The organism is Symploca atlantica LB2515 (assembly GCF_052546295.1).
Genome location: NZ_JBQWMT010000001.1, coordinates 5,022,413 through 5,041,811, shown reverse-complemented (window position 1 = coordinate 5,041,811; position 19,399 = coordinate 5,022,413). Strand labels below are relative to the sequence as shown.

The following is a 19,399-nucleotide window of genomic DNA, read 5'->3' as shown; positions in this document are numbered from 1 at the left end:
AGTTACTCACATTTTTGTTGCTCTGGCTATTGAAGCAATTGTTTGAAGAATATCCCATCAATTAGGTTAATTAATTCTTCATCGTCTGCTTACTTTAAATTGATGTATAAGTGACCAACTAAAGTATTTCTTTCATAGGATAGCAAGTAAAGATGCAAGAGATCGGGGTTATCCTTGTCAAGGTGCATAGCTGCTCCATCAACTGCTACTTTGTGATGGTCTATCCAGCCGTCATTTGAATCTAGCAAGACACTAAAATAGGGACTTTCGTAGGGAGGATTCTTTTTCAATTCTTCGTAGGCTTGATAAAAGGGTCCTACCCCAATTCCCATAGGCATGTACAATCCCTTGGGATAATCTTCTATGGCTAACTGAGGAAGCTCTTTGAAGTCAATGCCACTGAAGTATAATCTGTTTTGTTCGCCAGTCTTTGTGTCACTGAATACTAGCTCAAGTTCCTGTAGGTCTTTTTTCACACCCACAGGTTTGATATCTCTCAGAATAGCTTTTTCAAATTTACCAATTCTCCAGTATTCACTGTGATGAAGTTTGTTTGGGTCATAGAACCCTGGCGGTCGAAAAGTAGCAAAATTAATTTCGTTTTTGCCACTGTAAAAGTCTCCCCAAGTTCTTAAGTTGCTAGCTAGGGTAGTTCTGACTTTCCTGACCTGCTCACCCGAAACAATTACCTCTTCATCAAGCGGAAGTTTAGCCGTAACTTCTCTTTCGTCAATAACTTCCCTGAGTAAATTTGGTTTAACTACTGTACCACTAGGATCTTGCCAGTGTTCTAATTTCCACCAATGTTTCCAATAGGAGAGATTATTAATTTTTTCAAAGACATTTTTATAATGTCCCATTGGTAAGGTGAACCACCCTTGGTAATAAAGACCTTTTTTGTCATCTTCTTTAAAGGAAAGCAAAACCTCCCATAATCCTGCGTTAATGCAGTTTCTCGCTAAAGCTACTTCAGTGAGGTTTTCTTTTTCAAAACCATCTCCTCCACTGACTTCTATATGCTCTGAATCAACAGGAAAACTAATCTGTTGTCTGTTCCACTCTCTTTCTACAAAAGCAATTAACTCCAGATTTTCATCTTGTTTAGTCCATTCTGGCGCTTTAGGTATTAAAAGGCTTAGATCAACGTTTTTGATAACTATCTTGGCAGTTTTTTCGTTAGTAGGTTCTAAGACGAAATCAAAGTGTGTATCATCTCTCTGAATAACTTTTAGCTCTCGATTGCCATATCTTTGGAAGTTTTTGCTTAAACCAGCGGGATTTGCAGGGTATTCAATATTAGATAACTCTTTTAGCTTAACCTCCATTTCTTGCTCATATTTATACCTAGAGTTAAACCATAAACCTCCTGCACCCAGCAAGCCAACAAATAAAATTAGGCTGCCAAATAAAATGCTTTTTTTGGGAACTTTGAATTTCTTAGGTTCACCTAATGAAGGAACACTATCGATGCCCTGTTGCGAAGCGGGATTTGTCATTTGGACATTTCCTTTAAATTGTAGTTCCGCGTAGTATCATAGCTTAAGGCTGTCCATTTTTCTACAAACTCAAAAAATTGTTACCCAGTTTCTGCCTCTCGGTAATGTAATGACGAGTTTTTGATAATGGGGAGTTTTTGGATTTTATTTTCTGGAATAATTTTCAAAAAGCCCTAATTTTATTGACCTGCAAAATAGTTGTCTAAGAAACTGGGATAAAATACAAAGCTAGATTTCTAAGACAACTTCACTTTTACTTTACTGAAACTTCACCTTTACTTTGCTGTAGCTTCATTTGATTATTCTTTAAATGCAAGAGTATTAAACTAGCAACTTTCTTTTTTTGTCTCTAGAGTTATAAAAAAGAAATTAATTTTTATTACAAAAAGCTAAAAATGTTACTTTAATTTGCTTGGATATACACTCAATATTTTATTTGTCAGTGCTTATTGAATTTTCATCTTTGTAGATGCCACCATACCCTAACAGATGGTGAATTTTGCTCACAGCAATCCACCATCGCACAACCAGATATTTCTTCAGAGGTGATTAAAAATTACCAATCAAATCACTTCATCCACGATTAACCCACCCTTAAAGAAAATTTTAGGCAGATCTAAAATACCCATTATTTTTTCACCATATGGAGCTACCCCTTGAAGATATTCGCCATTAAGTGGCTCGATAGTAGTTGATGTAGTGGTTATCTCTAGTGGATTTAGGAAAAACATTACATCATGAACTTCTTCCACGACTACACCAGTAACTATATCTTCAATTTCTACAACCATTACTTTGGAACCATCAGTTACACTCTTCAGGGGTAAATTCAGTAGTTCACTAATCTCCACTAAAGTGAGAATCTCACCTCGTAGATTCATATTTCCCACAACGTGCGGTGGACAGCAAGGAATGGGAGTAACTCTGTTGATGTTAGTAAACTCTTTAACTATTTTCAGATCAATACCCAAAAAATTTCCATTTAAACTAATTACTGCTAGAGTTCTAAAACTACTTAAATCCTGGCTCTCTAAGGACAGTTTTAGCTCATCAGCTCGTTTGCGGAAAATTTCTCTCTCTTGCGGTGTAGCGCTAGGGCAAAAGACAAGTTGTTGCGTCTCTAATAATTCAGATTCATTAAGCTGAAAGTCTTCTAGATCATCAAAATTTTGAGTATTTTTTTCTGCAAAATTATCAACAGTGAATCTTGTTTGCTGATGTATCTGAAGAAGCAAACTTTCTATTTTACTCAAAATCAAAATCTTCTCTGTACTACTGTCAATATTTTCTATTAAATTTTTCTGCTCAATTATAAGAAACTCTCGTTCTAGGGGGTCAAGAGAAAGTTCTGCATTAATTTCATCAGGTGGAATATTGATTACTTCGTAGACTTGATTAACAATTATGCCTAATCGTAAGTCTTTCCACCTTAAAATCACCACACTATCTGTCAAACAATAGTCCAGTGATTGATAACCAAATCTAAGATTAAGATCCATTACTGGTAAGATATCGTCTCGGAGGTTAAGAGTACCCACAATGTCATTAGCTGTCTCCGAAAGTGGGATTAGTTCTGGTAGATAAAAAATTTCATCTACGTAAGCTGTACTAATGCCATACAAACATTTATTGAGGCTGAAGGTAAGATAGTAATACTCTTTCATATTCTTGTTTAGTTTGAATATTGTTTACTGTTTTGCTTTTGTTTAAGCAGTACTCAACTTTATAAAGTTGAATAAAATTATCTGCCTAACGCTGATAAACTAGGGATTCAGGGAATACTTTTGTCTGAAATTCGCTTAAATTACGACCATAAAGCTCAGCATGCCCAGTGAGAAGGTATCCTGACGGTTGGAGCGCATGGTAGAATTTACCTAAAACATGAGTTATTGCTGATTCTTCAAAATAGATAAAAACATTGCGGCAAACAATCAAGTCCATGTCTCTTAACTCACAAGCCGGATGAGGAAATGGCTCTTTAACTAAATTGAAAGGTTGAAATTTAACCATTTGCTTAATCTCTGGATCCAGCTCATATTGATTACTTGTAAACTGAAAATACCGTTGCTTAATTTCTGCATCAACACTTCTAAAAGACCAAGCAGTATAAATTCCTTTCTTTGCCTTTTCTAGTGCTACTTTATTAAGATCTATACCTAAAATGCTTATATTCCATTGCTTTAAATTAGGGATCATTTCTTTAAGAAGGATAGCTAGAGAATAAGGTTCTTCTCCGCTGGAACATCCTGCGCTACAAATCCGAATAGTTTTACTCTCAGCACAGCGTTTAATTATTTCCGGCAGCAGACGATGCTGCAATAAATTTAATTGACCTTTATCTCGAAAAAAGTAACTTTCTATATTAGTCAGAAGAATAACTAAATTTTGCCATTCTTGATAACTTTCTGCGCTTTTAGTTTCTAGTAGTTCGTAATATTCTTCAGGGAAATCTAATTTAATAGACTTCATTCTTAAGAAGATTTTTTCACTTAAAACTGTTTGATCTCGCTCTCGAATGGCTAATCCTGTATGCTGAGCAATTAGCTTTGTAAAAGCCTGAGTAAGCCATAAATTTAAATATTCTTTATTGGACACTTTAATCTCTTAATAATTTTGATTATAGACATTAGCTGTTTTGGACAAAAACTCATAATCATTGTGAGAAATTTTTCTATAAGTTATTAATGTCTGCTAAAAGCTTGGTTTCCAGCTAAAAAAGCGGACAAAAGATACTTTAGCCCTGCATTCTCAGACATAACCGCTAATTCGGCAATAATTGCCAAATTCCTCGCGTAACCCAATTTGCCTGAAGTAACACCCTATTGGTTCTGGCGCGAAAATTACTTTTGAGGAAATTACTCAAACCCTGTAACGGTAACTCCAGATCCTGAGATCTGACATAGGATAAAGTGCCATTTGTCCAGCAAAGACGACTACTAGAATGACACTCCCCTATCTACAGTAGGCACTTAGGCAATTGTCAAAGCTTAATTTTAGTCTAACGATACCTTGAGGATCTAGGTAGGGTTACATGCTTTCACATCCCAACCTTTTCCACTATCTGTGGTCATGAATTATGTGCAGCAATCTGTAAAGAAATATTACAAAAATATCGGTGATCAGCATAAAAATATGGGCATTGCCCGATGAGTAACTAGCAGCTCAAAATTACTAATTTTGCAGTTTGCCAATGCAACTTCACCTTCGGGAAAGTTTTTTATTCAGGGTCACCACCATGCACAAGCCTCAAACAAAGATTACCGCCACAGCGTCCTCAAGTATGTCAGATGCTAAGTCGGCTCACTCTTTTGGTTCTGGCTGGAAAAATAGTTTCCTGAATATGGGACAAGAGTCATCTTCTAATACTGAATCTGTCTATGGAGGTAAAGGTATCTCCAGCAAGCCAGTTTACCAAAGACCTAGTAATACTCAAGATAGCCCACATCAAGCGACCTCGCCAACAGCAGTAGCTAATGCTGCAAGCTGCTCTACCTCAGTACAAACCCTACTTGACCAACCACCATCCTCTCTTCCTCAACGAATTATTTTAGGAGGCCTGGCATTTTCTATGGCTTTTGGTGCTTGGGCTACCTTAGGACAAATTGACGAAGTAGGTCACGCTCAAGGGCGCTTAGTACCAAAAGGGGAGGTCTATAAAATCAATCCTATTGGTTTAGGTAAAACTGTCAGCATTCATGTCGAAGAAGGGGAAGCGGTACAAGCTGGACAAGTTTTGTTAGAACTGGATACAGAACTTGCGGATCAGGAAGTGGAGCGTTTAGAGCAAATAGTAAGCGCTGACCAAAACCAACTGACTCAGATGCAAGCTTTGATTGACAAAACCCGTCTAGAAGCCGAAACCCGCACTGCGATTGCTCAGGCAAATGCTCAAGCTCAAAAAGCTGCGATTGCTCAAGTCACAGCCAAGACGGCCGCCACTAGGGAGCTGATTAGTCAAAATCAGGCGATGACGGCTGCGGCTCAAGACAAAATTAGTAGGTTAAAACCTCTAGTAGCAACAACTCAAGAACTTATTAGGCAGAGGCAAGTGGATGCAGGGGCTCAACAAGAACGACTCTCACGACTCGAACCTCTCTTGCAAGAGGGAGCAATTTCTAAGGAAGTGGTGTTTCAAGCCGAGCAGAGTTTTCGCGATCGCCAAAGAGCGATCACCGAAAGCCAACTGCAAGAGGGTGAGAGCATCAAAGAACAGCTTTTTCAAGCCCAACAGAGTCTGCGTAACCATCAAAGTACTATTACTCAAAGCCGAGGCGAACTTGAGCAAACTCTCGCCCAAGCAGCGCAACTTGAGGCAGAACTTACTCAAAAGCAAACTGAGGTACGTAGAACTCAGATAGAAGCGCAACAACAAATTCAAAAACTGGAAGTGGAAACGGCTCAACTCAAGGCCAAAATTGCCGACAACCAAAATCTGATTAAGAGTGCTCAAGCTAAGCTAAAACAGCAGTTCCTCTACGCACCAGTTGATGGCGTAGTTTCTTCTCTTAACGTTGCTAATGTTGGCGAAGTCGTGCAGCCAGGACAAAGTGTTGCCGAAATCGCTCCCCAAGATGCACCTCTAGTTCTCTCAGCTAGTTTACCCAGCAGCGAGGCGGGTTTTGTTAAAGAAGGGATGCCAGTGCAAGTTAGGTTAGATGCTTACCCTTATCAAGATTATGGCATTGTTCGCGGTAAAGTTACTTCGGTTTCCGGTGATGCCAAAGCCGATCCACAACTAGGCGCGGTCTATAAACTTGAAGTGACCCTAGACCGCAACTATGTTAGTGATGACGGTCAAACTGTGCAATTCAAGGCGGGCCAGACTGCTAGTGCTGATATTATCATCCGTCGTCGTCGCATTGCCGACCTGCTACTAGACCCAATTCGGAAGCTGCAAGAAGGTGGTCTAAAGCTGTAGTACCAAAAAGCACGATGTCAATGGTACAAGTGCCGTTTGAGAAAAAAGATTTAATAGCCATGACTATGCAAATTTCTTACTCTAATCGACAATTCAACAAAGAAATCAGCCCAGAACAGTTCGATCAGATTATAGAAGCAATCCTTGCTGGTAAGTATTCTTGGGCTTGTGTGTTAATGCTACGTTTTGCTGGTTATAATCCCTTACACTACATCCCTTATCGAACTCACAACCGACTAATTAAAGAAAATTCTCAAGTTGCTCAATCCAGCTTACCGAAGCTAGGTGAAGGCAAAAAGGTAAATCACAATAATCCAATTGAGTTTAAGCGGAAAGCTTCACAGAAGTGTGTCAGCAAAATCACTGACCTCAGCTATCTAGAACCTGTCGAAGAAAAAAATACTCGTGTACGTGGCGGAAGCCTCAAGGCGTTGAGTGGTTCGGGGGAAATTATTCCGTGGAAGTTGAGAGAGATTTTAACTTAATAACCTAAAGTTACGCATTGGCAATTGACGTATTTTTAAACTACTCGTTACTGTTGCTTGGTTCTCAGCCTAAATCAAAGTATGCTGGGAACTTTTTTTTGTTTATTTTCAACATAATCGGCTGCGTCTCGTGTCCCAGTAAACTATCAGATGTAAACTTTTGTTACAACAATCCGTCTTGGGCGTAAAAGCTTAGAACCTAGCCGATAAATAGTTAGCGGCTCAAAACTAGAGATTTTGCAGTTTGCAGGCGCTACCTAACTTCAGGAAAGTTTTTTATTCAGGGCTACTACGGATATGACTACACCAATTTCCTGCTCTCGTAGAGAATCGCACCAAGCCATCAGCACAGAACAATTAGATCAGATTGTGGGCGCTATTTTGGCAGGTAAGTATTCCTGGGCTTGTGTCCTATTGCTGCGCTTTGTTGGTTATAATCCCCTCCACTACATCCCCTATCGGACTCATAACCGATTAATTAAAGAGAATTCTCAGGTTTCTAAACTTCATCACTCTCTGGTAGGTCACAGTACAACTAACCGAGGAAGTGTGGTTGATTTTGAGCGCCGAACTGAACAGCATTTATATCAGTAAAAACCGTCTACCAGTCTTTACTTGAGATGGAAACCGAATAAACTACTTTTTGGATGCGTTACTCTTAATTTAAATGAGGAGATTTAATTAGACTGTTAGGTTATTTTCATTTAAATTAAAACTATCGATAATGACCATAGTTTCTGCCAAATTGGCAACACGACCAATAGAAAAATAAGATAGATTATCTATAACAAACAATTCAAATCATTGCTAGCAAGTTTAAGTAACTAATTATTACTAGGAGACACACCATGAGTCAATTAATGATCGATGATCTTAGGTTTTGTGAAGAAGTCACCCCTGAAGACGGTAATGTGAAAGGTGGTTTGTTGGGATTCTTCGATTCCCTAGAAGCTCAAGTGATTGGACTGGGTTATGACTATGAAAGAACCAGCACTGACACCACTGATACTATTGCCATTACTAATACAAGCCTTTTACCGGGTGGCGGTATGGCTGCTCAGAGTGCTTCAGCTTCCGTCGCAACGATAATTTGAGCCTTTTAGTGGTCAGCTTACTCTCATAATTGGTTAGTAGTAATGCCTCCAACCAACTTCAACTACTAGCTTTTGTCGATAACTAAGTGACATGAATTTTAGTCCCAGTTCGCTTAAGGCGAATTGGGATTTTTTGAGGTTAACATTGATTTTTATTTTGCCAAATTACTGTTATTTGTTAGTAAACTAAATGCCATTTTTTTAAATTTCTGCCAACTTGGCAACCTGATTATTTTCCTTTCAGATAGATTATATATAACGAAGAAAACAAGACAGATTCTACACACACACCTGAGGAAAAAATTATGTATATCTCTGACTTAAACCATCTCGAAGTTCTCTCTCAAGAAACTGCAACCCTAGCTAATGTTCAAGGTGGTTCACTACTAATCCCTTCCCCCTTTATTTTCCCTCCTATTGCTGTTGCTGATGCTGGTGCTGACTCCATCGCTTTGGGTCAATTTACTGCCACTAATACTCAGACCAGCACAGAAGCGGTCGCTGGTGTTGGTTCATCTTCAAGTTCTAACTCTAGTGCTGTCGCTATCGGTTAATTTTCTCTGCTCAACCTAGTCTGATTTTACACACACACATCACAGGAAAAAATCATGCATATCTCTGACTTAAACCACATCGAAGTTCTCTCTCAAGAAACTGCAACCCTAGCTAATGTTCAAGGTGGTTCACTACTAATCCCTTCCCCCTTTATTTTCCCTCCTATTGCTGTTGCTGATGCTGGTGCTGACTCCATCGCTTTGGGTCAATTTACTGCCACTAATACTCAGACCAGCACAGAAGCGGTCGCTGGTGTTGGTTCATCTTCAAGTTCTAACTCTAGTGCTGTCGCTATCGGTTAATTTTCTCTGCTCAACCTAGTCTGATTTTACACACACACATCACAGGAAAAAATCATGCATATCTCTGACTTAAACCACATCGAAGTTCTCTCTCAAGAAACTGCAACCCTAGCTAATGTTCAAGGTGGTTCACTACTAATCCCTTCCCCCTTTATTTTCCCTCCTATTGCTGTTGCTGATGCTGGTGCTGACTCCATCGCTTTGGGTCAATTTACTGCCACTAATACTCAGACCAGCACAGAAGCGGTCGCTGGTGTTGGTTCATCTTCAAGTTCTAACTCTAGTGCTGTCGCTATCGGTTAATTTTCTCTGCTCAACCTAGTCTGATTTTACACACACACATCACAGGAAAAAATCATGCATATCTCTGACTTAAACCACATCGAAGTTCTCTCTCAAGAAACTGCAACCCTAGCTAATGTTCAAGGTGGTTCACTACTAATCCCTTCCCCCTTTATTTTCCCTCCTATTGCTGTTGCTGATGCTGGTGCTGACTCCATCGCTTTGGGTCAATTTACTGCCACTAATACTCAGACCAGCACAGAAGCGGTCGCTGGTGTTGGTTCATCTTCAAGTTCTAACTCTAGTGCTGTCGCTATCGGTTAATTTTCTCTGCTCAACCTAGTCTGATTTTACACACACACATCACAGGAAAAAATCATGCATATCTCTGACTTAAACCACATCGAAGTTCTCTCTCAAGAAACTGCAACCCTAGCTAATGTTCAAGGTGGTTCACTACTAATCCCTTCCCCCTTTATTTTCCCTCCTATTGCTGTTGCTGATGCTGGTGCTGACTCCATCGCTTTGGGTCAATTTACTGCCACTAATACTCAGACCAGCACAGAAGCGGTCGCTGGTGTTGGTTCATCTTCAAGTTCTAACTCTAGTGCTGTCGCTATCGGTTAATTTTCTCTGCTCAACCTAGTCTGATTTTACACACACACATCACAGGAAAAAATCATGCATATCTCTGACTTAAACCACATCGAAGTTCTCTCTCAAGAAACTGCAACCCTAGCTAATGTTCAAGGTGGTTCACTACTAATCCCTTCCCCCTTTATTTTCCCTCCTATTGCTGTTGCTGATGCTGGTGCTGACTCCATCGCTTTGGGTCAATTTACTGCCACTAATACTCAGACCAGCACAGAAGCGGTCGCTGGTGTTGGTTCATCTTCAAGTTCTAACTCTAGTGCTGTCGCTATCGGTTAATTTTCTCTGCTCAACCTAGTCTGATTTTACACACACACATCACAGGAAAAAATCATGCATATCTCTGACTTAAACCACATCGAAGTTCTCTCTCAAGAAACTGCAACCCTAGCTAATGTTCAAGGTGGTTCACTACTAATCCCTTCCCCCTTTATTTTCCCTCCTATTGCTGTTGCTGATGCTGGTGCTGACTCCATCGCTTTGGGTCAATTTACTGCCACTAATACTCAGACCAGCACAGAAGCGGTCGCTGGTGTTGGTTCATCTTCAAGTTCTAACTCTAGTGCTGTCGCTATCGGTTAATTTTCTCTGCTCAACCTAGTCTGATTTTACACACACACATCACAGGAAAAAATCATGCATATCTCTGACTTAAACCACATCGAAGTTCTCTCTCAAGAAACTGCAACCCTAGCTAATGTTCAAGGTGGTTCACTACTAATCCCTTCCCCCTTTATTTTCCCTCCTATTGCTGTTGCTGATGCTGGTGCTGACTCCATCGCTTTGGGTCAATTTACTGCCACTAATACTCAGACCAGCACAGAAGCGGTCGCTGGTGTTGGTTCATCTTCAAGTTCTAACTCTAGTGCTGTCGCTATCGGTTAATTTTCTCTGCTCAACCTAGTCTGATTTTACACACACACATCACAGGAAAAAATCATGCATATCTCTGACTTAAACCACATCGAAGTTCTCTCTCAAAAAACTGCAAATCTGGCTAATGTTCAAGGTGGTTTACTACTACTGCCTAATTCTTTCTTCCCTCCTGTAGCTGTAGCTGATGCTGATGCTCAATCAGTAGCTCTTGGTCAATTTACTTTCACCAATGCTGAGACCACGACAGAAGCTGTTGCTGGTGTTGGTTCGGCCTCAACTTCTAGCTCTACTGCTGTCGCTATCGGTTAATTTTTTTCTACTAGTAGTGACCAGTTATACTAATTTTCACTACTAGCTTTTGATATTGCCAAGTCAACAGACAAATTTTTTAGGGAGCTATGAATATTTCTGACTTAAACTATCTGGAAGTTGTTTCGCAAAAACATCATATCTTTGGTGGTTACGGCATTTCCAATTCATTAGATGCGGCTCTAGCGACTGACTTAGATGCCTCTCTGAGTGCAAGTTTCGGAGTGAACGGAAGTCCTCTAGGAGGTGCTACATTTGCCTTTGCAGGTGCTGGTAGTGGTGCTGGCGCTTTCGGTGCTGCTGCTTCAGTCAATGGCGATGCATCAGCGTCCGCAGATGCTAATGCTAATACCAGTACTAGTATTTAGAGTTAAACAGAGAAACTCAAGCACTCAAACCGCTGTAAGCTAAATATATAAAAAGTTTGCAGCGGTTTTGTTTCACCCAATTAAAGACACCATATATCCCCCATGGCTGATCTTTCAACGATATCTCTTCAACCAGAAGAAATTGTTAGTTTCCTGAAGAAAAACCTTCAATTCAGGGAAGTTTACCAGAAGATTCTCTATCAGCGAGTAATTAATCAAGCGACCGCTGAAAGAGGTATAACAGTTACGCCGGAAGAAATTCAGGCTGAAGCGGATCAGCTGCGCCTTGAAAAGCGCCTAGAGAAAGCCTCTGATACACTAGCATGGTTAGCTGAGCAGATGATTACGCCCGATCAATGGGAGGAAGGGATTCGCGATCGCCTATTATCTAAGAAATTATCGGAATCTCTGTTTGCTAAAGAAGTAGAGAAGTCTTTTGCTCAAAATCGAATTTCTTTTGAGCGGGTTCTACTCTATCAGATTGTCGTAGAGGATGGTAAAGTAGCCCAAGAATTACTATATCAAATTGAAGAAAAGGAAATCAGTTTTTACGAAGCTGCTAAATTTTATGACATTGACGAAAATCGCAGGCAAAACTGTGGTTGTGAAGGTGAAATTGACCGTTATCAACTCAAACCAGACATAGTAGCAGCCGTTTTTAGCGGACAATTAGGAGAAGTAGTTGGCCCACTAAAAACGGAGCAGGGTTATCATCTATTGATGGTGGAAAAGTTTATTCCAGCAGAACTAACATCCCAAAGGTATCAAGAACTGCTTGATGGTATGTTTCAGCAGTGGCTGGTTGCTGAATTAAACTACATGCTTCATAGTCAAGCTAGTTAAATAGTGAGCTATTAAAAGATAATTTGTTTGAGATTACTCATAGTAATTATCCCGATTATCATCTATCTTAACGAACACTGGTTCTAGTTCTTGGGCGAGTTTTGCTCTAGATTCCCAGGCTTTATTCTTAAATTGATACATAATAAAAATTAAGCCGAACCACAGCAAACCTAGAAGGTTTGAAGCTTCCGGGACTTTAACGCTTGCTTGATTTACTTTAGCTTCTACTAAGGTTAGGTAAGTTAAGCTGTCGAAATAACGAGAATAAGAACTGCTAACTTTAGCTTCAGCGTATTCTTGATTTCCTCCAAAAGCAGTATCTATTTTTGAATCAACAGTAATGCTCTCAGTGTATTGAGGTGCAATAAAGTCACCTTGTCCTGGAGTTGTTAAATTTCCAGAGAGAGTAAAGGAATCTAAAGCTATCCAATTATTATCGTCAGTTGTGTCATACAACTTCAAATCCACTAATCCAACAGCACTAGCATCCTCAGATTGAGCATTATCAACTGATGTTCTTAGAGATAACAAAGTATCGAAATCAAAAGAAAAGCTTTCGTCCTTGTTTATACGAAAATCGTAACCAATTACTTCAGCAAAACTTTGCCCTATACCTAAGTAATTACTACCCTTTCCTGCTGCTGTACTCCAAGAAATATTTTCAGCCTGCGTTGTCTCAGGTGAAGCAGCTACAAAGTTTGCCTGCGCGTCAGCGGCTGCCTCAACTTTACCGTTATTAGTGGCAATTGCCAAAGTTTTTGTGTCAGTAAAGGTGAAAATTTTGTTAGGTGCTTGGCTAAAGTTGTTAAAACTTACCACTGCTTTAGAAGAGGCTAAAGTCGCAGCTAGAGTTGGTGATATGCCAAATAGAGAGCCAGTTACTAAGGGTGCAATTAATAAAAATAAGCTTTTTGCAGTTTTTTGCTTAGTTTGCATATTTTTTTGTAGTTTTTAGTTAGCTTCTGATAGTCTCTGATAGTCAAATATCGGTTATAGACTCAATTGGTAGAAGCTCTAATTAGCTTAAAATAGCCCTGATTTAGGGTCAGTTTTTAGCAATTTAATTTGTTTTTTGCCAAAAAAAATTATCCGTCAACTCCAATTATAAGTTGATTTTTTGTATTCTTTTTGAATTTTAAGTAAAGCTAAACTGAAGATTATGTAAAGCAATAGTAATTTTAAAAAAGCAAGCTAAAATGCTAAAAGCATGCTGATATTCCATCCTATTCGCATCTTGCAATAATAATAGCCTTACTTAGTCATCAGTAAGGCTATTATTATTTAACTAGCTATTTATATTTTTATTGAAAATTTTCAATCTACAAAAAAAACATCAAATCCTGAGATTTTACATCACAAATTTGGCGACAATTTACAATGCAAACTAGCTAAAAAAAATTGAAAGTGAACTAGGAATATATTCTGCAAAAACCGCCTGTGTCTAAATGATTGCCAACGCTCATACTAATTGGGTTTGAGTCTGACCCCTACCCCTATTCTCTAATAGCTCTCCCCTAAAGCTTTTCGGGCATGGGTCAAGGGCTTAGAATAAAGGGAGGCTGGAGGACTGTGGAAGTGAAATTGAAAAAGCCAATTAGGAATACCTGGTTTTACTCTAGCTGCTGCCAACAAAGCAACTTATCCCACCAAACTACTTGCCTGAGGGATAAAATTGCTCGGTAATGCTGATTTTTTTGTTTAACCACGCCCTCGGTAGGATTCGAACCTACGACCTAAGGATTAGAAATCCTGTGCTCTATCCCCTGAGCTACGAGGGCATAACTTAATCATTACACAAAGCTCAAACAGCCTACTGATCGGCAGAATTACTTTATTCAACAGTCCTGACTGTGAGTGAGCTATATACCGAACGGCTATGGTTCACGCTTTGCATAGATGACTAACTTTTCTTGGGAGCGACCCGATAATAATACCAGACATTCTATCGATGATCCCTATTACCAGGCAAGTCAATATTTCAGGCAAATCCGCACTTACCTAGACTCAAGCCCCTTGATGGTCGAGTACACTATAAACCATTACTTCAGATGCTTGTATCGAAGTGACGCGACTGAGGGTAAACGGCTCAAAAACAGAGGAGCCTAGCATTGCCAGCAGTTAAATCATCTCCCGAAACTAGCATTATGTATAGAGAGATAGTTGCTGAGTCATTATAGCTATATCACTACGGCAACCCCCGACCCTGTCAGGAGTCATTTGCTAGTGCCATGTTTATTCTCAAAAGGCAGGATGTTGAAATCTCTAGTATTCAGCACCCGAAGCAGAAGCAAAAAATCCCGATTCTTACCTATCAAGGGCAAACGTTTCGCTTGCTTAATGTGTTTAGCGGCAATCAGCAAGAGGAGGCTAGAGCCTTCTGGCGAGATCTTACAGACAATCACGGCAAAGTCTGTGTTTTACTCGAAGAACCCGAACGCTATAGTGTTTGGGGGAAAGTTATTCTTGAGCAGCTAGAAACTGAGGCTGCCCCAGATGCTTCGTTTTTAACTTATACTAAAGCCTGTCTTTTACTGCTCCAGACCGTCTATCTTGATGTAGAAGACCTCTTGGGAGGCAGACAAGCTGGGTTATTTGAGAAAGATCTTACTGATGTCTTTCAGCAATGGCACTTTCCCCAAGCTGACTCGCCCAAAGCTGTGCAACAATTGCTTACAGCAGACCCCCTAGCTACCGTCCAGATGCCTACTTGGGAAGAACACCATCTCATAACTCTATTGCAAGAACTCTATCGCCTTGGAAAAGAGTACTTTGGAAACGCTAACTTTGCTGACGGAGTCAAAGATATCTTGCAAGATATGCCAGCTAACGAGCAAGCTCAGTTTATGAAATGGCTAAATCAATCTCCCCTTGGTCAACTATGGAGATAATCTAGAAGTAAGATTAAACAAATTTGTTGATCGTCGCTGGAGATTAAGACACTTTTACTGGTTTACCAGCCGATGATCTTCCAGGCATCAGCTTTTAATGATTTCCCTCTTCCTGTGATCTCTGGACAGTCCTATGAGCAGCTCTGTAAACAAGTCATCTACAACTCAATCCATTTTCAATGGTCAAAATGTTGTCTATGCAGGAATTGCTTGGGCAGTAATATCGCTACTATTTTTTCTGCTGTTTGGGATTGGGGAAGAAACTCCACTGTGGTACTTAATTGGCACTTACCTTCTGGAATGCCCCCCTTTTCTAGCAGCAGCCATACTCTGTTTTAGGAATTGGCGCAGTCCTCAGATTGCCAGTGGACGCAATGTCTGGTTGGGAATTGCTTTGGGAACGGTATCCTTTTTCGTCGCTAACTTGCTATTTGGTTGGTGGGAGCTATATTTTGGTCTTGATCCTGCTGTATCACCTGCTGACTTGTTTTACATTGCTACCTACTTGTTTCTTGGCTGGGGTATGTTTTTAGCAGTTCTTCCTCGACGCTTGAATTTGGAAACTTGGCAGTGGGTATCCGTCTTCGTGATCGCAGTGGTGGGATTGCTCTTGGCCGGTTGGATTGCCTTTGCCCCACCCAAAGTTTCCAATGTAAGCAGCTTTTTTGCTTCACTGAATGCTAATCAACGTAGTGAGCCAACACAATTGGCTGTAATTTCTCCCCAAGAACCTACTACTGCCACAGCATTATTAGTGCAAGAAGTTTCTTCCCCAGTCACAGTAACCTCAATAACGGCTCAATCAACTCCATCTGCACCAGAAGCAGAGCCAAGTAGCCCCAATAGACCACCTGGCTGGGCTACCTCCCTTGACAAAGCACTTACTCCCCTGAGTGAATACGTGAACTTCTTTTATATTGCTGCTGATGTTTGCTTACTTGTGATCGCCTCAACTTTGCTACTAGCCTTTTGGGGTGGACGTTTTTCCCAGTCTTGGCGGATGATTGCTGCTGCAACTTTTTGCCTGTACATTGCAGATATGTGGACATTTGTTGAAGCTCTGGCTATAGACTATGAAAGTGGGGGATTGCTAGATATATTCTATGTTTTTAGTGGAGTACTCTTTGCGGTAGGAGCTGCCCTAGAGTACGACGTATCTAGCCGTTCCCGCCGTGGTTCTCGCCGACGGGCTTAAGGATTAGCATGAGTCCCAGAAAACTATCTGATGCTGATAAAAGCGACATATTGAAGTTGTATCGACATCAGTCAGAGACAACCTCAACTCTAGCTGCGCGCTACGGCGTCAGTAACTCGACGATTAGCCGTATTCTCAAAAGTAGCCTGTTAGAGGCAGAATACGAAGCGCTGATTCAGCAGAAACGATTAAGTCGTACCTCAAGCAGCGCCTCCCCTGGCGATACCAGCGCCATTGAATTACCCAAAGAACAGCAGACTGAGCCACTACCACCACCTATTCCGAGGACTGAGCCGCCGCAGGAATTCGATAGCGAATCCTCAGACTCGGCTACCGCCGAACAACGCCGGAAGCGCAGACGTTCCTCGATAACTGGCAAAGAAGTTCCTCAACCAAAACCAAATGCTATACAGACCGAGTTACCGCTCGAAATGAGAGCCGAGCAGTCAGAAGAAAAGGTCTATGCTCAACAAGAGTCTGTTGATAAAGTTGAGCGTCCCAAAATCAGAAGGTTTGAGGAATTAGTGGATGAAGATTTGATCAATGAATTAGATGAGGATTTAGATGAAGACTTAGACGACGAAGATTTGGATGAAGACTTAGACGACGAAGACTGGGAGGAAGACGAACTCGAAGCACAGGATGAAGAGCCAATTAGAACTTCTCTTGCCTTCAGAAATACTAAAGTAGAGGTGTTACCTTTATCTGAAGCTTCCCTTCCTAAAATCTGCTACCTTGTCGTAGACAAGGGTTCAGAGTTGATTGCTAGACCCATGAAGGAATTTGGCGACCTCGGGCACATCCCTGAGGAAGAAGTTCAGGAGAGAACGCTGCCAGTATTTGATAACCATAGAGTGGCAAGGCGCTTTTCTAATCGTTCCCAGCGAGTGATCAAAGTTCCTGACGGTCAGATGCTTCAGAAAACTTCTGATCATTTGCAAGCAAAAGGAATTACCCGACTCTTAATTGATGGCCAGGTTTATTCTTTATCGCCAGCTGGGCTGTAAATTTGCTCACGATTCAGCTAAGTGTTTCCCTGATGAATAAAAATTCTGACCCTGCTGGCTATGGTGTGGTGCTAGTAACCACTTCTTCACAACAAGAGGCAGAAGCGATCGCCAAAGCTCTGGTTGAAGGTCAGATGGCGGCTGGTGTCACCTTGATGCCAGTGCATTCTATCTACACCTGGCAAGGTAAGATTCACCAAGAGCAAGAGTGGCAGCTGATCATTAAAACCGAATTAAGCCAATTTGCCCTCTTGGAAAACAAGATCCGAGAGCTGCATTCTTACGAAGTACCAGAAATTATCGCGCTACCAATTAAGCAAGGTTCTCAATCTTATTTGCAGTGGATTTCAGAGAACCTCAGCAAGCACTAGCACCCCAAACGACCTGCTGATGATTGTTACTGAGACGCCAATCAGTTAACTCAGTTAAGCTTCCATCGGCTAGAATCGCGATAGAAGCTACACTTTACCTATTTAATCCTCAACGAGCACGGAGGGATTTGAACCCCCGACACCCAGAACCGGAATCTGGTGCTCTATCCACTGAGCTACGTGCCCTTCTTGATAGCCACTTTGAGTACATGCTATCACCAGAGATAGTATAACCTTTAATCTGGTCAAGCGTATCGCATTAGCCCACGAGCTAGAGATAAATCATGGGATCTATAGGTTCTCCCTGTTTACGGACTTCAAAGTGAAGATGAGGGCCAGTAGATAAGCCCGTAGAACCTACCGCCGCGATCACTTCTCCCAGCTTCACCGATTGTCCCTCGCTCACATAAAGCTTACTCGTATGACCATAAAGCGTTGCCAAACCGCCGCCATGGTCAATCACCACCGCATAACCATAGCCACCGTACCAACCAGAAAAAATCACCTTGCCGCTTTCTGCTGCCCGAATAGTGCTGCCATAACTAGCACCAAAATCTATACCAGAATGGAAGCGAGATTTACCCAGAATCGGATGACGTCGCCAACCAAATTCGCTGGTAATTTCAGCCTCACTAGGAAAAAGCAGTTGACCAGAGCCAGAAAAGCCCCTGTAGGGATATCTAGCCTTAGCAGCCGTTCTGCGAATCAAAATGCCGAATCCCCTCGAATCCGCTGCCAACTGTGCTTGAGCCGCCTCCAAGGCTTGTTGGTCGGTATTGAGGCGCTCAATCAACTGCTGCTGTGCTGCTAGTTGCTTTTCAAAATTCTCCTTTTTTGCCAATATTTGCTGAGTGATCAGAGCAATTTTATTTTTTTGTCGCTCAATCTCGGCCTTCTGTTCCTTGATACGATCTGCTTCTGCTTTTAGGCTATTGAGCATTTTCAGATCAGCTTGGTAAACCAATTTGACTCGACGACGCAGGCGGAGAAATTCGCTGAGATTCTGACTTTCTAGTAAGGTGTCCCAGCCAAAGCCTGAACGCTGCTGACGTTGTAGGAAACGCAGTCGAGCAATAGTAGCAGCTTGCTTTTGGTAATAGACTCGTTCGGCTTCTGTCAAATCCACTTGCAATTCTTTGATGCGCTTATTTGTCGCTTGGATTTGAGCATCGTAATCTTGATAATTTGTATCGGTGGACTCTAGGTTATAGAGTATCCCTCTAAGCTGACCCTGAGCTGCTTTTTCAATGTCCGAAAGGCGATCGCGCTTTTTAATAATATTAGAGCGCTGCTGCTCAATTTGCTCCTGCATCTGGCGCAAGGTATCCACTGAGGCGGGATCTAATGAAGGATCAGCGTGTACTGGTGTTATTAACGCCAACAGCCAGACGAGAATACCAAAGACGACCCCTCCAAACCATGCTTTGGTCAGAGAGGGAAACAAAAGGCAATAATTTTTCCTTCTTTTCGGTTTTATTGCGCTCATCCTTTGTTCTGCGTGCCTTCGTATGGTATCCGGGTTTGGGGTCATCAAAGAAAACATTCTAAAGCTTAAACACCCCTTGAGTCTTGGCTGGAAGGCAAAGCTATTCTATTCTCCAGAAATGACTTAAGCTGTCACACCTTTAAATTGGGTATAACTAGCGACCAAGATAGTCACATTACAAGGATCAAGTCGTATCTCTTGTTGGAGAAAATTTTAATTTCAATACTTCTTCTACCTCCTGAGTTCTGCCTTTTATCTTCTGAAAAAGTCAGT

The 19,399-nt window shown here is 41.1% G+C and carries 23 protein-coding genes, 2 tRNA genes and 1 pseudogene; 19 read left to right on the top strand and 7 right to left on the bottom strand.

Annotation, left to right across the window (positions count from 1 at the left end; genetic code table 11):
• Nucleotides 1-89: 89 nt before the first annotated feature.
• The 3 genes from ACT7WV_RS21000 to ACT7WV_RS20990 all read right to left on the bottom strand — a co-directional run bounded on the left by ACT7WV_RS21000 (nucleotide 90) and on the right by ACT7WV_RS20990 (nucleotide 4,091).
• Nucleotides 90-1,496 carry a hypothetical protein gene (locus ACT7WV_RS21000; protein WP_445104752.1) on the bottom strand — a complete coding sequence of 469 codons (1,407 nt, stop codon included), beginning with the start codon at nucleotides 1,494-1,496 and terminating at the stop codon, nucleotides 90-92.
• A gap of 563 nt (nucleotides 1,497-2,059) precedes the next feature.
• Nucleotides 2,060-3,160 carry a chemotaxis protein CheW gene (locus ACT7WV_RS20995; protein WP_445104751.1) on the bottom strand — a complete coding sequence of 367 codons (1,101 nt, stop codon included), beginning with the start codon at nucleotides 3,158-3,160 and terminating at the stop codon, nucleotides 2,060-2,062.
• Nucleotides 3,161-3,245: 85 nt separating this feature from the next.
• The gene (locus tag ACT7WV_RS20990) at nucleotides 3,246-4,091 is read right to left on the bottom strand and encodes a CheR family methyltransferase (protein WP_445104750.1); all 846 of its coding nucleotides are present in this window, start codon (nucleotides 4,089-4,091) and stop codon (nucleotides 3,246-3,248) included.
• Between the two features lie 640 nt (nucleotides 4,092-4,731).
• Between ACT7WV_RS20990 and ACT7WV_RS20985 the strand changes: the two genes are divergently transcribed.
• The 15 genes and pseudogenes from ACT7WV_RS20985 to ACT7WV_RS20915 all read left to right on the top strand — a co-directional run bounded on the left by ACT7WV_RS20985 (nucleotide 4,732) and on the right by ACT7WV_RS20915 (nucleotide 12,179).
• Entirely contained in the window at nucleotides 4,732-6,414 is a 1,683-nt protein-coding gene (locus ACT7WV_RS20985; protein ID WP_445104749.1) for an HlyD family efflux transporter periplasmic adaptor subunit, read from the top strand.
• Between the two features lie 59 nt (nucleotides 6,415-6,473).
• Nucleotides 6,474-6,899, top strand: coding sequence for a HetP family heterocyst commitment protein (locus tag ACT7WV_RS20980; RefSeq protein ID WP_463424285.1), 426 nt, complete (start codon nucleotides 6,474-6,476; stop codon nucleotides 6,897-6,899).
• A 297-nt stretch (nucleotides 6,900-7,196) separates the two neighbouring features.
• Nucleotides 7,197-7,403, top strand: a pseudogene (locus ACT7WV_RS20975) (HetP family heterocyst commitment protein); the annotation flags it as partial.
• A 344-nt stretch (nucleotides 7,404-7,747) separates the two neighbouring features.
• The gene (locus tag ACT7WV_RS20970; protein ID WP_445104746.1) at nucleotides 7,748-7,993 is read left to right on the top strand and encodes a hypothetical protein; all 246 of its coding nucleotides are present in this window, start codon (nucleotides 7,748-7,750) and stop codon (nucleotides 7,991-7,993) included.
• A 305-nt stretch (nucleotides 7,994-8,298) separates the two neighbouring features.
• A complete protein-coding gene (locus ACT7WV_RS20965) occupies nucleotides 8,299-8,547 on the top strand; it encodes a hypothetical protein (protein WP_445104745.1) in 249 nt (82 codons plus the stop codon).
• Nucleotides 8,548-8,601: 54 nt separating this feature from the next.
• Nucleotides 8,602-8,850 (top strand): hypothetical protein, encoded by a 249-nt coding sequence (locus tag ACT7WV_RS20960; protein WP_445104744.1) that lies wholly within the window; start codon nucleotides 8,602-8,604, stop codon nucleotides 8,848-8,850.
• 54 nt (nucleotides 8,851-8,904) lie between these two features.
• A complete protein-coding gene (locus tag ACT7WV_RS20955) occupies nucleotides 8,905-9,153 on the top strand; it encodes a hypothetical protein (protein WP_445104744.1) in 249 nt (82 codons plus the stop codon).
• A 54-nt stretch (nucleotides 9,154-9,207) separates the two neighbouring features.
• Entirely contained in the window at nucleotides 9,208-9,456 is a 249-nt protein-coding gene (locus ACT7WV_RS20950; protein ID WP_445104744.1) for a hypothetical protein, read from the top strand.
• A 54-nt stretch (nucleotides 9,457-9,510) separates the two neighbouring features.
• Nucleotides 9,511-9,759, top strand: coding sequence for a hypothetical protein (locus ACT7WV_RS20945; RefSeq protein ID WP_445104744.1), 249 nt, complete (start codon nucleotides 9,511-9,513; stop codon nucleotides 9,757-9,759).
• A 54-nt stretch (nucleotides 9,760-9,813) separates the two neighbouring features.
• Nucleotides 9,814-10,062 carry a hypothetical protein gene (locus ACT7WV_RS20940; RefSeq protein ID WP_445104744.1) on the top strand — a complete coding sequence of 83 codons (249 nt, stop codon included), beginning with the start codon at nucleotides 9,814-9,816 and terminating at the stop codon, nucleotides 10,060-10,062.
• A gap of 54 nt (nucleotides 10,063-10,116) precedes the next feature.
• The gene (locus tag ACT7WV_RS20935) at nucleotides 10,117-10,365 is read left to right on the top strand and encodes a hypothetical protein (RefSeq protein ID WP_445104744.1); all 249 of its coding nucleotides are present in this window, start codon (nucleotides 10,117-10,119) and stop codon (nucleotides 10,363-10,365) included.
• A gap of 54 nt (nucleotides 10,366-10,419) precedes the next feature.
• Nucleotides 10,420-10,668 carry a hypothetical protein gene (locus tag ACT7WV_RS20930; protein WP_445104744.1) on the top strand — a complete coding sequence of 83 codons (249 nt, stop codon included), beginning with the start codon at nucleotides 10,420-10,422 and terminating at the stop codon, nucleotides 10,666-10,668.
• A gap of 54 nt (nucleotides 10,669-10,722) precedes the next feature.
• Entirely contained in the window at nucleotides 10,723-10,968 is a 246-nt protein-coding gene (locus ACT7WV_RS20925) for a hypothetical protein (protein WP_445104743.1), read from the top strand.
• 89 nt (nucleotides 10,969-11,057) lie between these two features.
• Complete coding sequence (locus ACT7WV_RS20920) at nucleotides 11,058-11,336, top strand: hypothetical protein (protein WP_445104742.1); 279 nt, start codon at nucleotides 11,058-11,060, stop codon at nucleotides 11,334-11,336.
• A 102-nt stretch (nucleotides 11,337-11,438) separates the two neighbouring features.
• Nucleotides 11,439-12,179, top strand: coding sequence for a peptidylprolyl isomerase (locus tag ACT7WV_RS20915; protein ID WP_445104741.1), 741 nt, complete (start codon nucleotides 11,439-11,441; stop codon nucleotides 12,177-12,179).
• Nucleotides 12,180-12,212: 33 nt separating this feature from the next.
• Here the strand turns inward: ACT7WV_RS20915 and ACT7WV_RS20910 are convergent, their stop codons facing one another.
• Both ACT7WV_RS20910 and ACT7WV_RS20905 read right to left on the bottom strand, forming a co-directional pair.
• Nucleotides 12,213-13,115, bottom strand: a complete 903-nt coding sequence (locus tag ACT7WV_RS20910) for a hypothetical protein (protein WP_445104740.1) — start codon at nucleotides 13,113-13,115, stop codon at nucleotides 12,213-12,215.
• Nucleotides 13,116-13,884: 769 nt separating this feature from the next.
• Nucleotides 13,885-13,957, bottom strand: a tRNA-Arg gene (locus ACT7WV_RS20905).
• Nucleotides 13,958-14,407: 450 nt separating this feature from the next.
• On the opposite strand from ACT7WV_RS20905, the gene ACT7WV_RS20900 reads away from it, so the two are divergent.
• From ACT7WV_RS20900 to cutA, 4 genes are all read left to right on the top strand, one after another.
• Nucleotides 14,408-15,067: an Npun_F0813 family protein gene (locus ACT7WV_RS20900; protein WP_445104739.1), complete on the top strand. Its 660-nt coding sequence runs from the start codon at nucleotides 14,408-14,410 to the stop codon at nucleotides 15,065-15,067.
• 133 nt (nucleotides 15,068-15,200) lie between these two features.
• The gene (locus ACT7WV_RS20895; protein ID WP_445104738.1) at nucleotides 15,201-16,262 is read left to right on the top strand and encodes a hypothetical protein; all 1,062 of its coding nucleotides are present in this window, start codon (nucleotides 15,201-15,203) and stop codon (nucleotides 16,260-16,262) included.
• An 8-nt stretch (nucleotides 16,263-16,270) separates the two neighbouring features.
• Nucleotides 16,271-17,269, top strand: coding sequence for a transposase (locus ACT7WV_RS20890; RefSeq protein ID WP_445104737.1), 999 nt, complete (start codon nucleotides 16,271-16,273; stop codon nucleotides 17,267-17,269).
• A 32-nt stretch (nucleotides 17,270-17,301) separates the two neighbouring features.
• Nucleotides 17,302-17,640, top strand: coding sequence for a divalent-cation tolerance protein CutA (cutA, locus tag ACT7WV_RS20885; RefSeq protein WP_445104736.1), 339 nt, complete (start codon nucleotides 17,302-17,304; stop codon nucleotides 17,638-17,640).
• Between the two features lie 113 nt (nucleotides 17,641-17,753).
• On the opposite strand, the gene ACT7WV_RS20880 is transcribed toward cutA, so the two are convergent.
• Both ACT7WV_RS20880 and ACT7WV_RS20875 read right to left on the bottom strand, forming a co-directional pair.
• Nucleotides 17,754-17,826, bottom strand: a tRNA-Arg gene (locus ACT7WV_RS20880).
• 85 nt (nucleotides 17,827-17,911) lie between these two features.
• Entirely contained in the window at nucleotides 17,912-19,126 is a 1,215-nt protein-coding gene (locus ACT7WV_RS20875) for a murein hydrolase activator EnvC family protein (RefSeq protein ID WP_445104735.1), read from the bottom strand.
• Nucleotides 19,127-19,399 lie beyond the last annotated feature (273 nt).

Excerpts from the sequence above, each read along its gene's own strand:
- ACT7WV_RS21000 (WP_445104752.1), bottom strand. The coding sequence starts at position 1,496 with ATGACAAATCCCGCTTCGCAACAGGGCATCGATAGTGTTCCTTCATTA.
- ACT7WV_RS20995 (WP_445104751.1), bottom strand. The coding sequence starts at position 3,160 with ATGAAAGAGTATTACTATCTTACCTTCAGCCTCAATAAATGTTTGTAT.
- ACT7WV_RS20985 (WP_445104749.1), top strand. The coding sequence starts at position 4,732 with ATGCACAAGCCTCAAACAAAGATTACCGCCACAGCGTCCTCAAGTATG.
- ACT7WV_RS20980 (WP_463424285.1), top strand. The coding sequence starts at position 6,474 with ATGACTATGCAAATTTCTTACTCTAATCGACAATTCAACAAAGAAATC.
- ACT7WV_RS20970 (WP_445104746.1), top strand. The coding sequence starts at position 7,748 with ATGAGTCAATTAATGATCGATGATCTTAGGTTTTGTGAAGAAGTCACC.
- ACT7WV_RS20965 (WP_445104745.1), top strand. The coding sequence starts at position 8,299 with ATGTATATCTCTGACTTAAACCATCTCGAAGTTCTCTCTCAAGAAACT.
- ACT7WV_RS20960 (WP_445104744.1), top strand. The coding sequence starts at position 8,602 with ATGCATATCTCTGACTTAAACCACATCGAAGTTCTCTCTCAAGAAACT.
- ACT7WV_RS20955 (WP_445104744.1), top strand. The coding sequence starts at position 8,905 with ATGCATATCTCTGACTTAAACCACATCGAAGTTCTCTCTCAAGAAACT.
- ACT7WV_RS20950 (WP_445104744.1), top strand. The coding sequence starts at position 9,208 with ATGCATATCTCTGACTTAAACCACATCGAAGTTCTCTCTCAAGAAACT.
- ACT7WV_RS20945 (WP_445104744.1), top strand. The coding sequence starts at position 9,511 with ATGCATATCTCTGACTTAAACCACATCGAAGTTCTCTCTCAAGAAACT.
- ACT7WV_RS20940 (WP_445104744.1), top strand. The coding sequence starts at position 9,814 with ATGCATATCTCTGACTTAAACCACATCGAAGTTCTCTCTCAAGAAACT.
- ACT7WV_RS20935 (WP_445104744.1), top strand. The coding sequence starts at position 10,117 with ATGCATATCTCTGACTTAAACCACATCGAAGTTCTCTCTCAAGAAACT.
- ACT7WV_RS20930 (WP_445104744.1), top strand. The coding sequence starts at position 10,420 with ATGCATATCTCTGACTTAAACCACATCGAAGTTCTCTCTCAAGAAACT.
- ACT7WV_RS20925 (WP_445104743.1), top strand. The coding sequence starts at position 10,723 with ATGCATATCTCTGACTTAAACCACATCGAAGTTCTCTCTCAAAAAACT.
- ACT7WV_RS20920 (WP_445104742.1), top strand. The coding sequence starts at position 11,058 with ATGAATATTTCTGACTTAAACTATCTGGAAGTTGTTTCGCAAAAACAT.
- ACT7WV_RS20915 (WP_445104741.1), top strand. The coding sequence starts at position 11,439 with ATGGCTGATCTTTCAACGATATCTCTTCAACCAGAAGAAATTGTTAGT.
- ACT7WV_RS20910 (WP_445104740.1), bottom strand. The coding sequence starts at position 13,115 with ATGCAAACTAAGCAAAAAACTGCAAAAAGCTTATTTTTATTAATTGCA.
- ACT7WV_RS20900 (WP_445104739.1), top strand. The coding sequence starts at position 14,408 with ATGTTTATTCTCAAAAGGCAGGATGTTGAAATCTCTAGTATTCAGCAC.
- ACT7WV_RS20895 (WP_445104738.1), top strand. The coding sequence starts at position 15,201 with ATGAGCAGCTCTGTAAACAAGTCATCTACAACTCAATCCATTTTCAAT.
- ACT7WV_RS20890 (WP_445104737.1), top strand. The coding sequence starts at position 16,271 with ATGAGTCCCAGAAAACTATCTGATGCTGATAAAAGCGACATATTGAAG.
- cutA (WP_445104736.1), top strand. The coding sequence starts at position 17,302 with ATGAATAAAAATTCTGACCCTGCTGGCTATGGTGTGGTGCTAGTAACC.
- ACT7WV_RS20875 (WP_445104735.1), bottom strand. The coding sequence starts at position 19,126 with ATGAGCGCAATAAAACCGAAAAGAAGGAAAAATTATTGCCTTTTGTTT.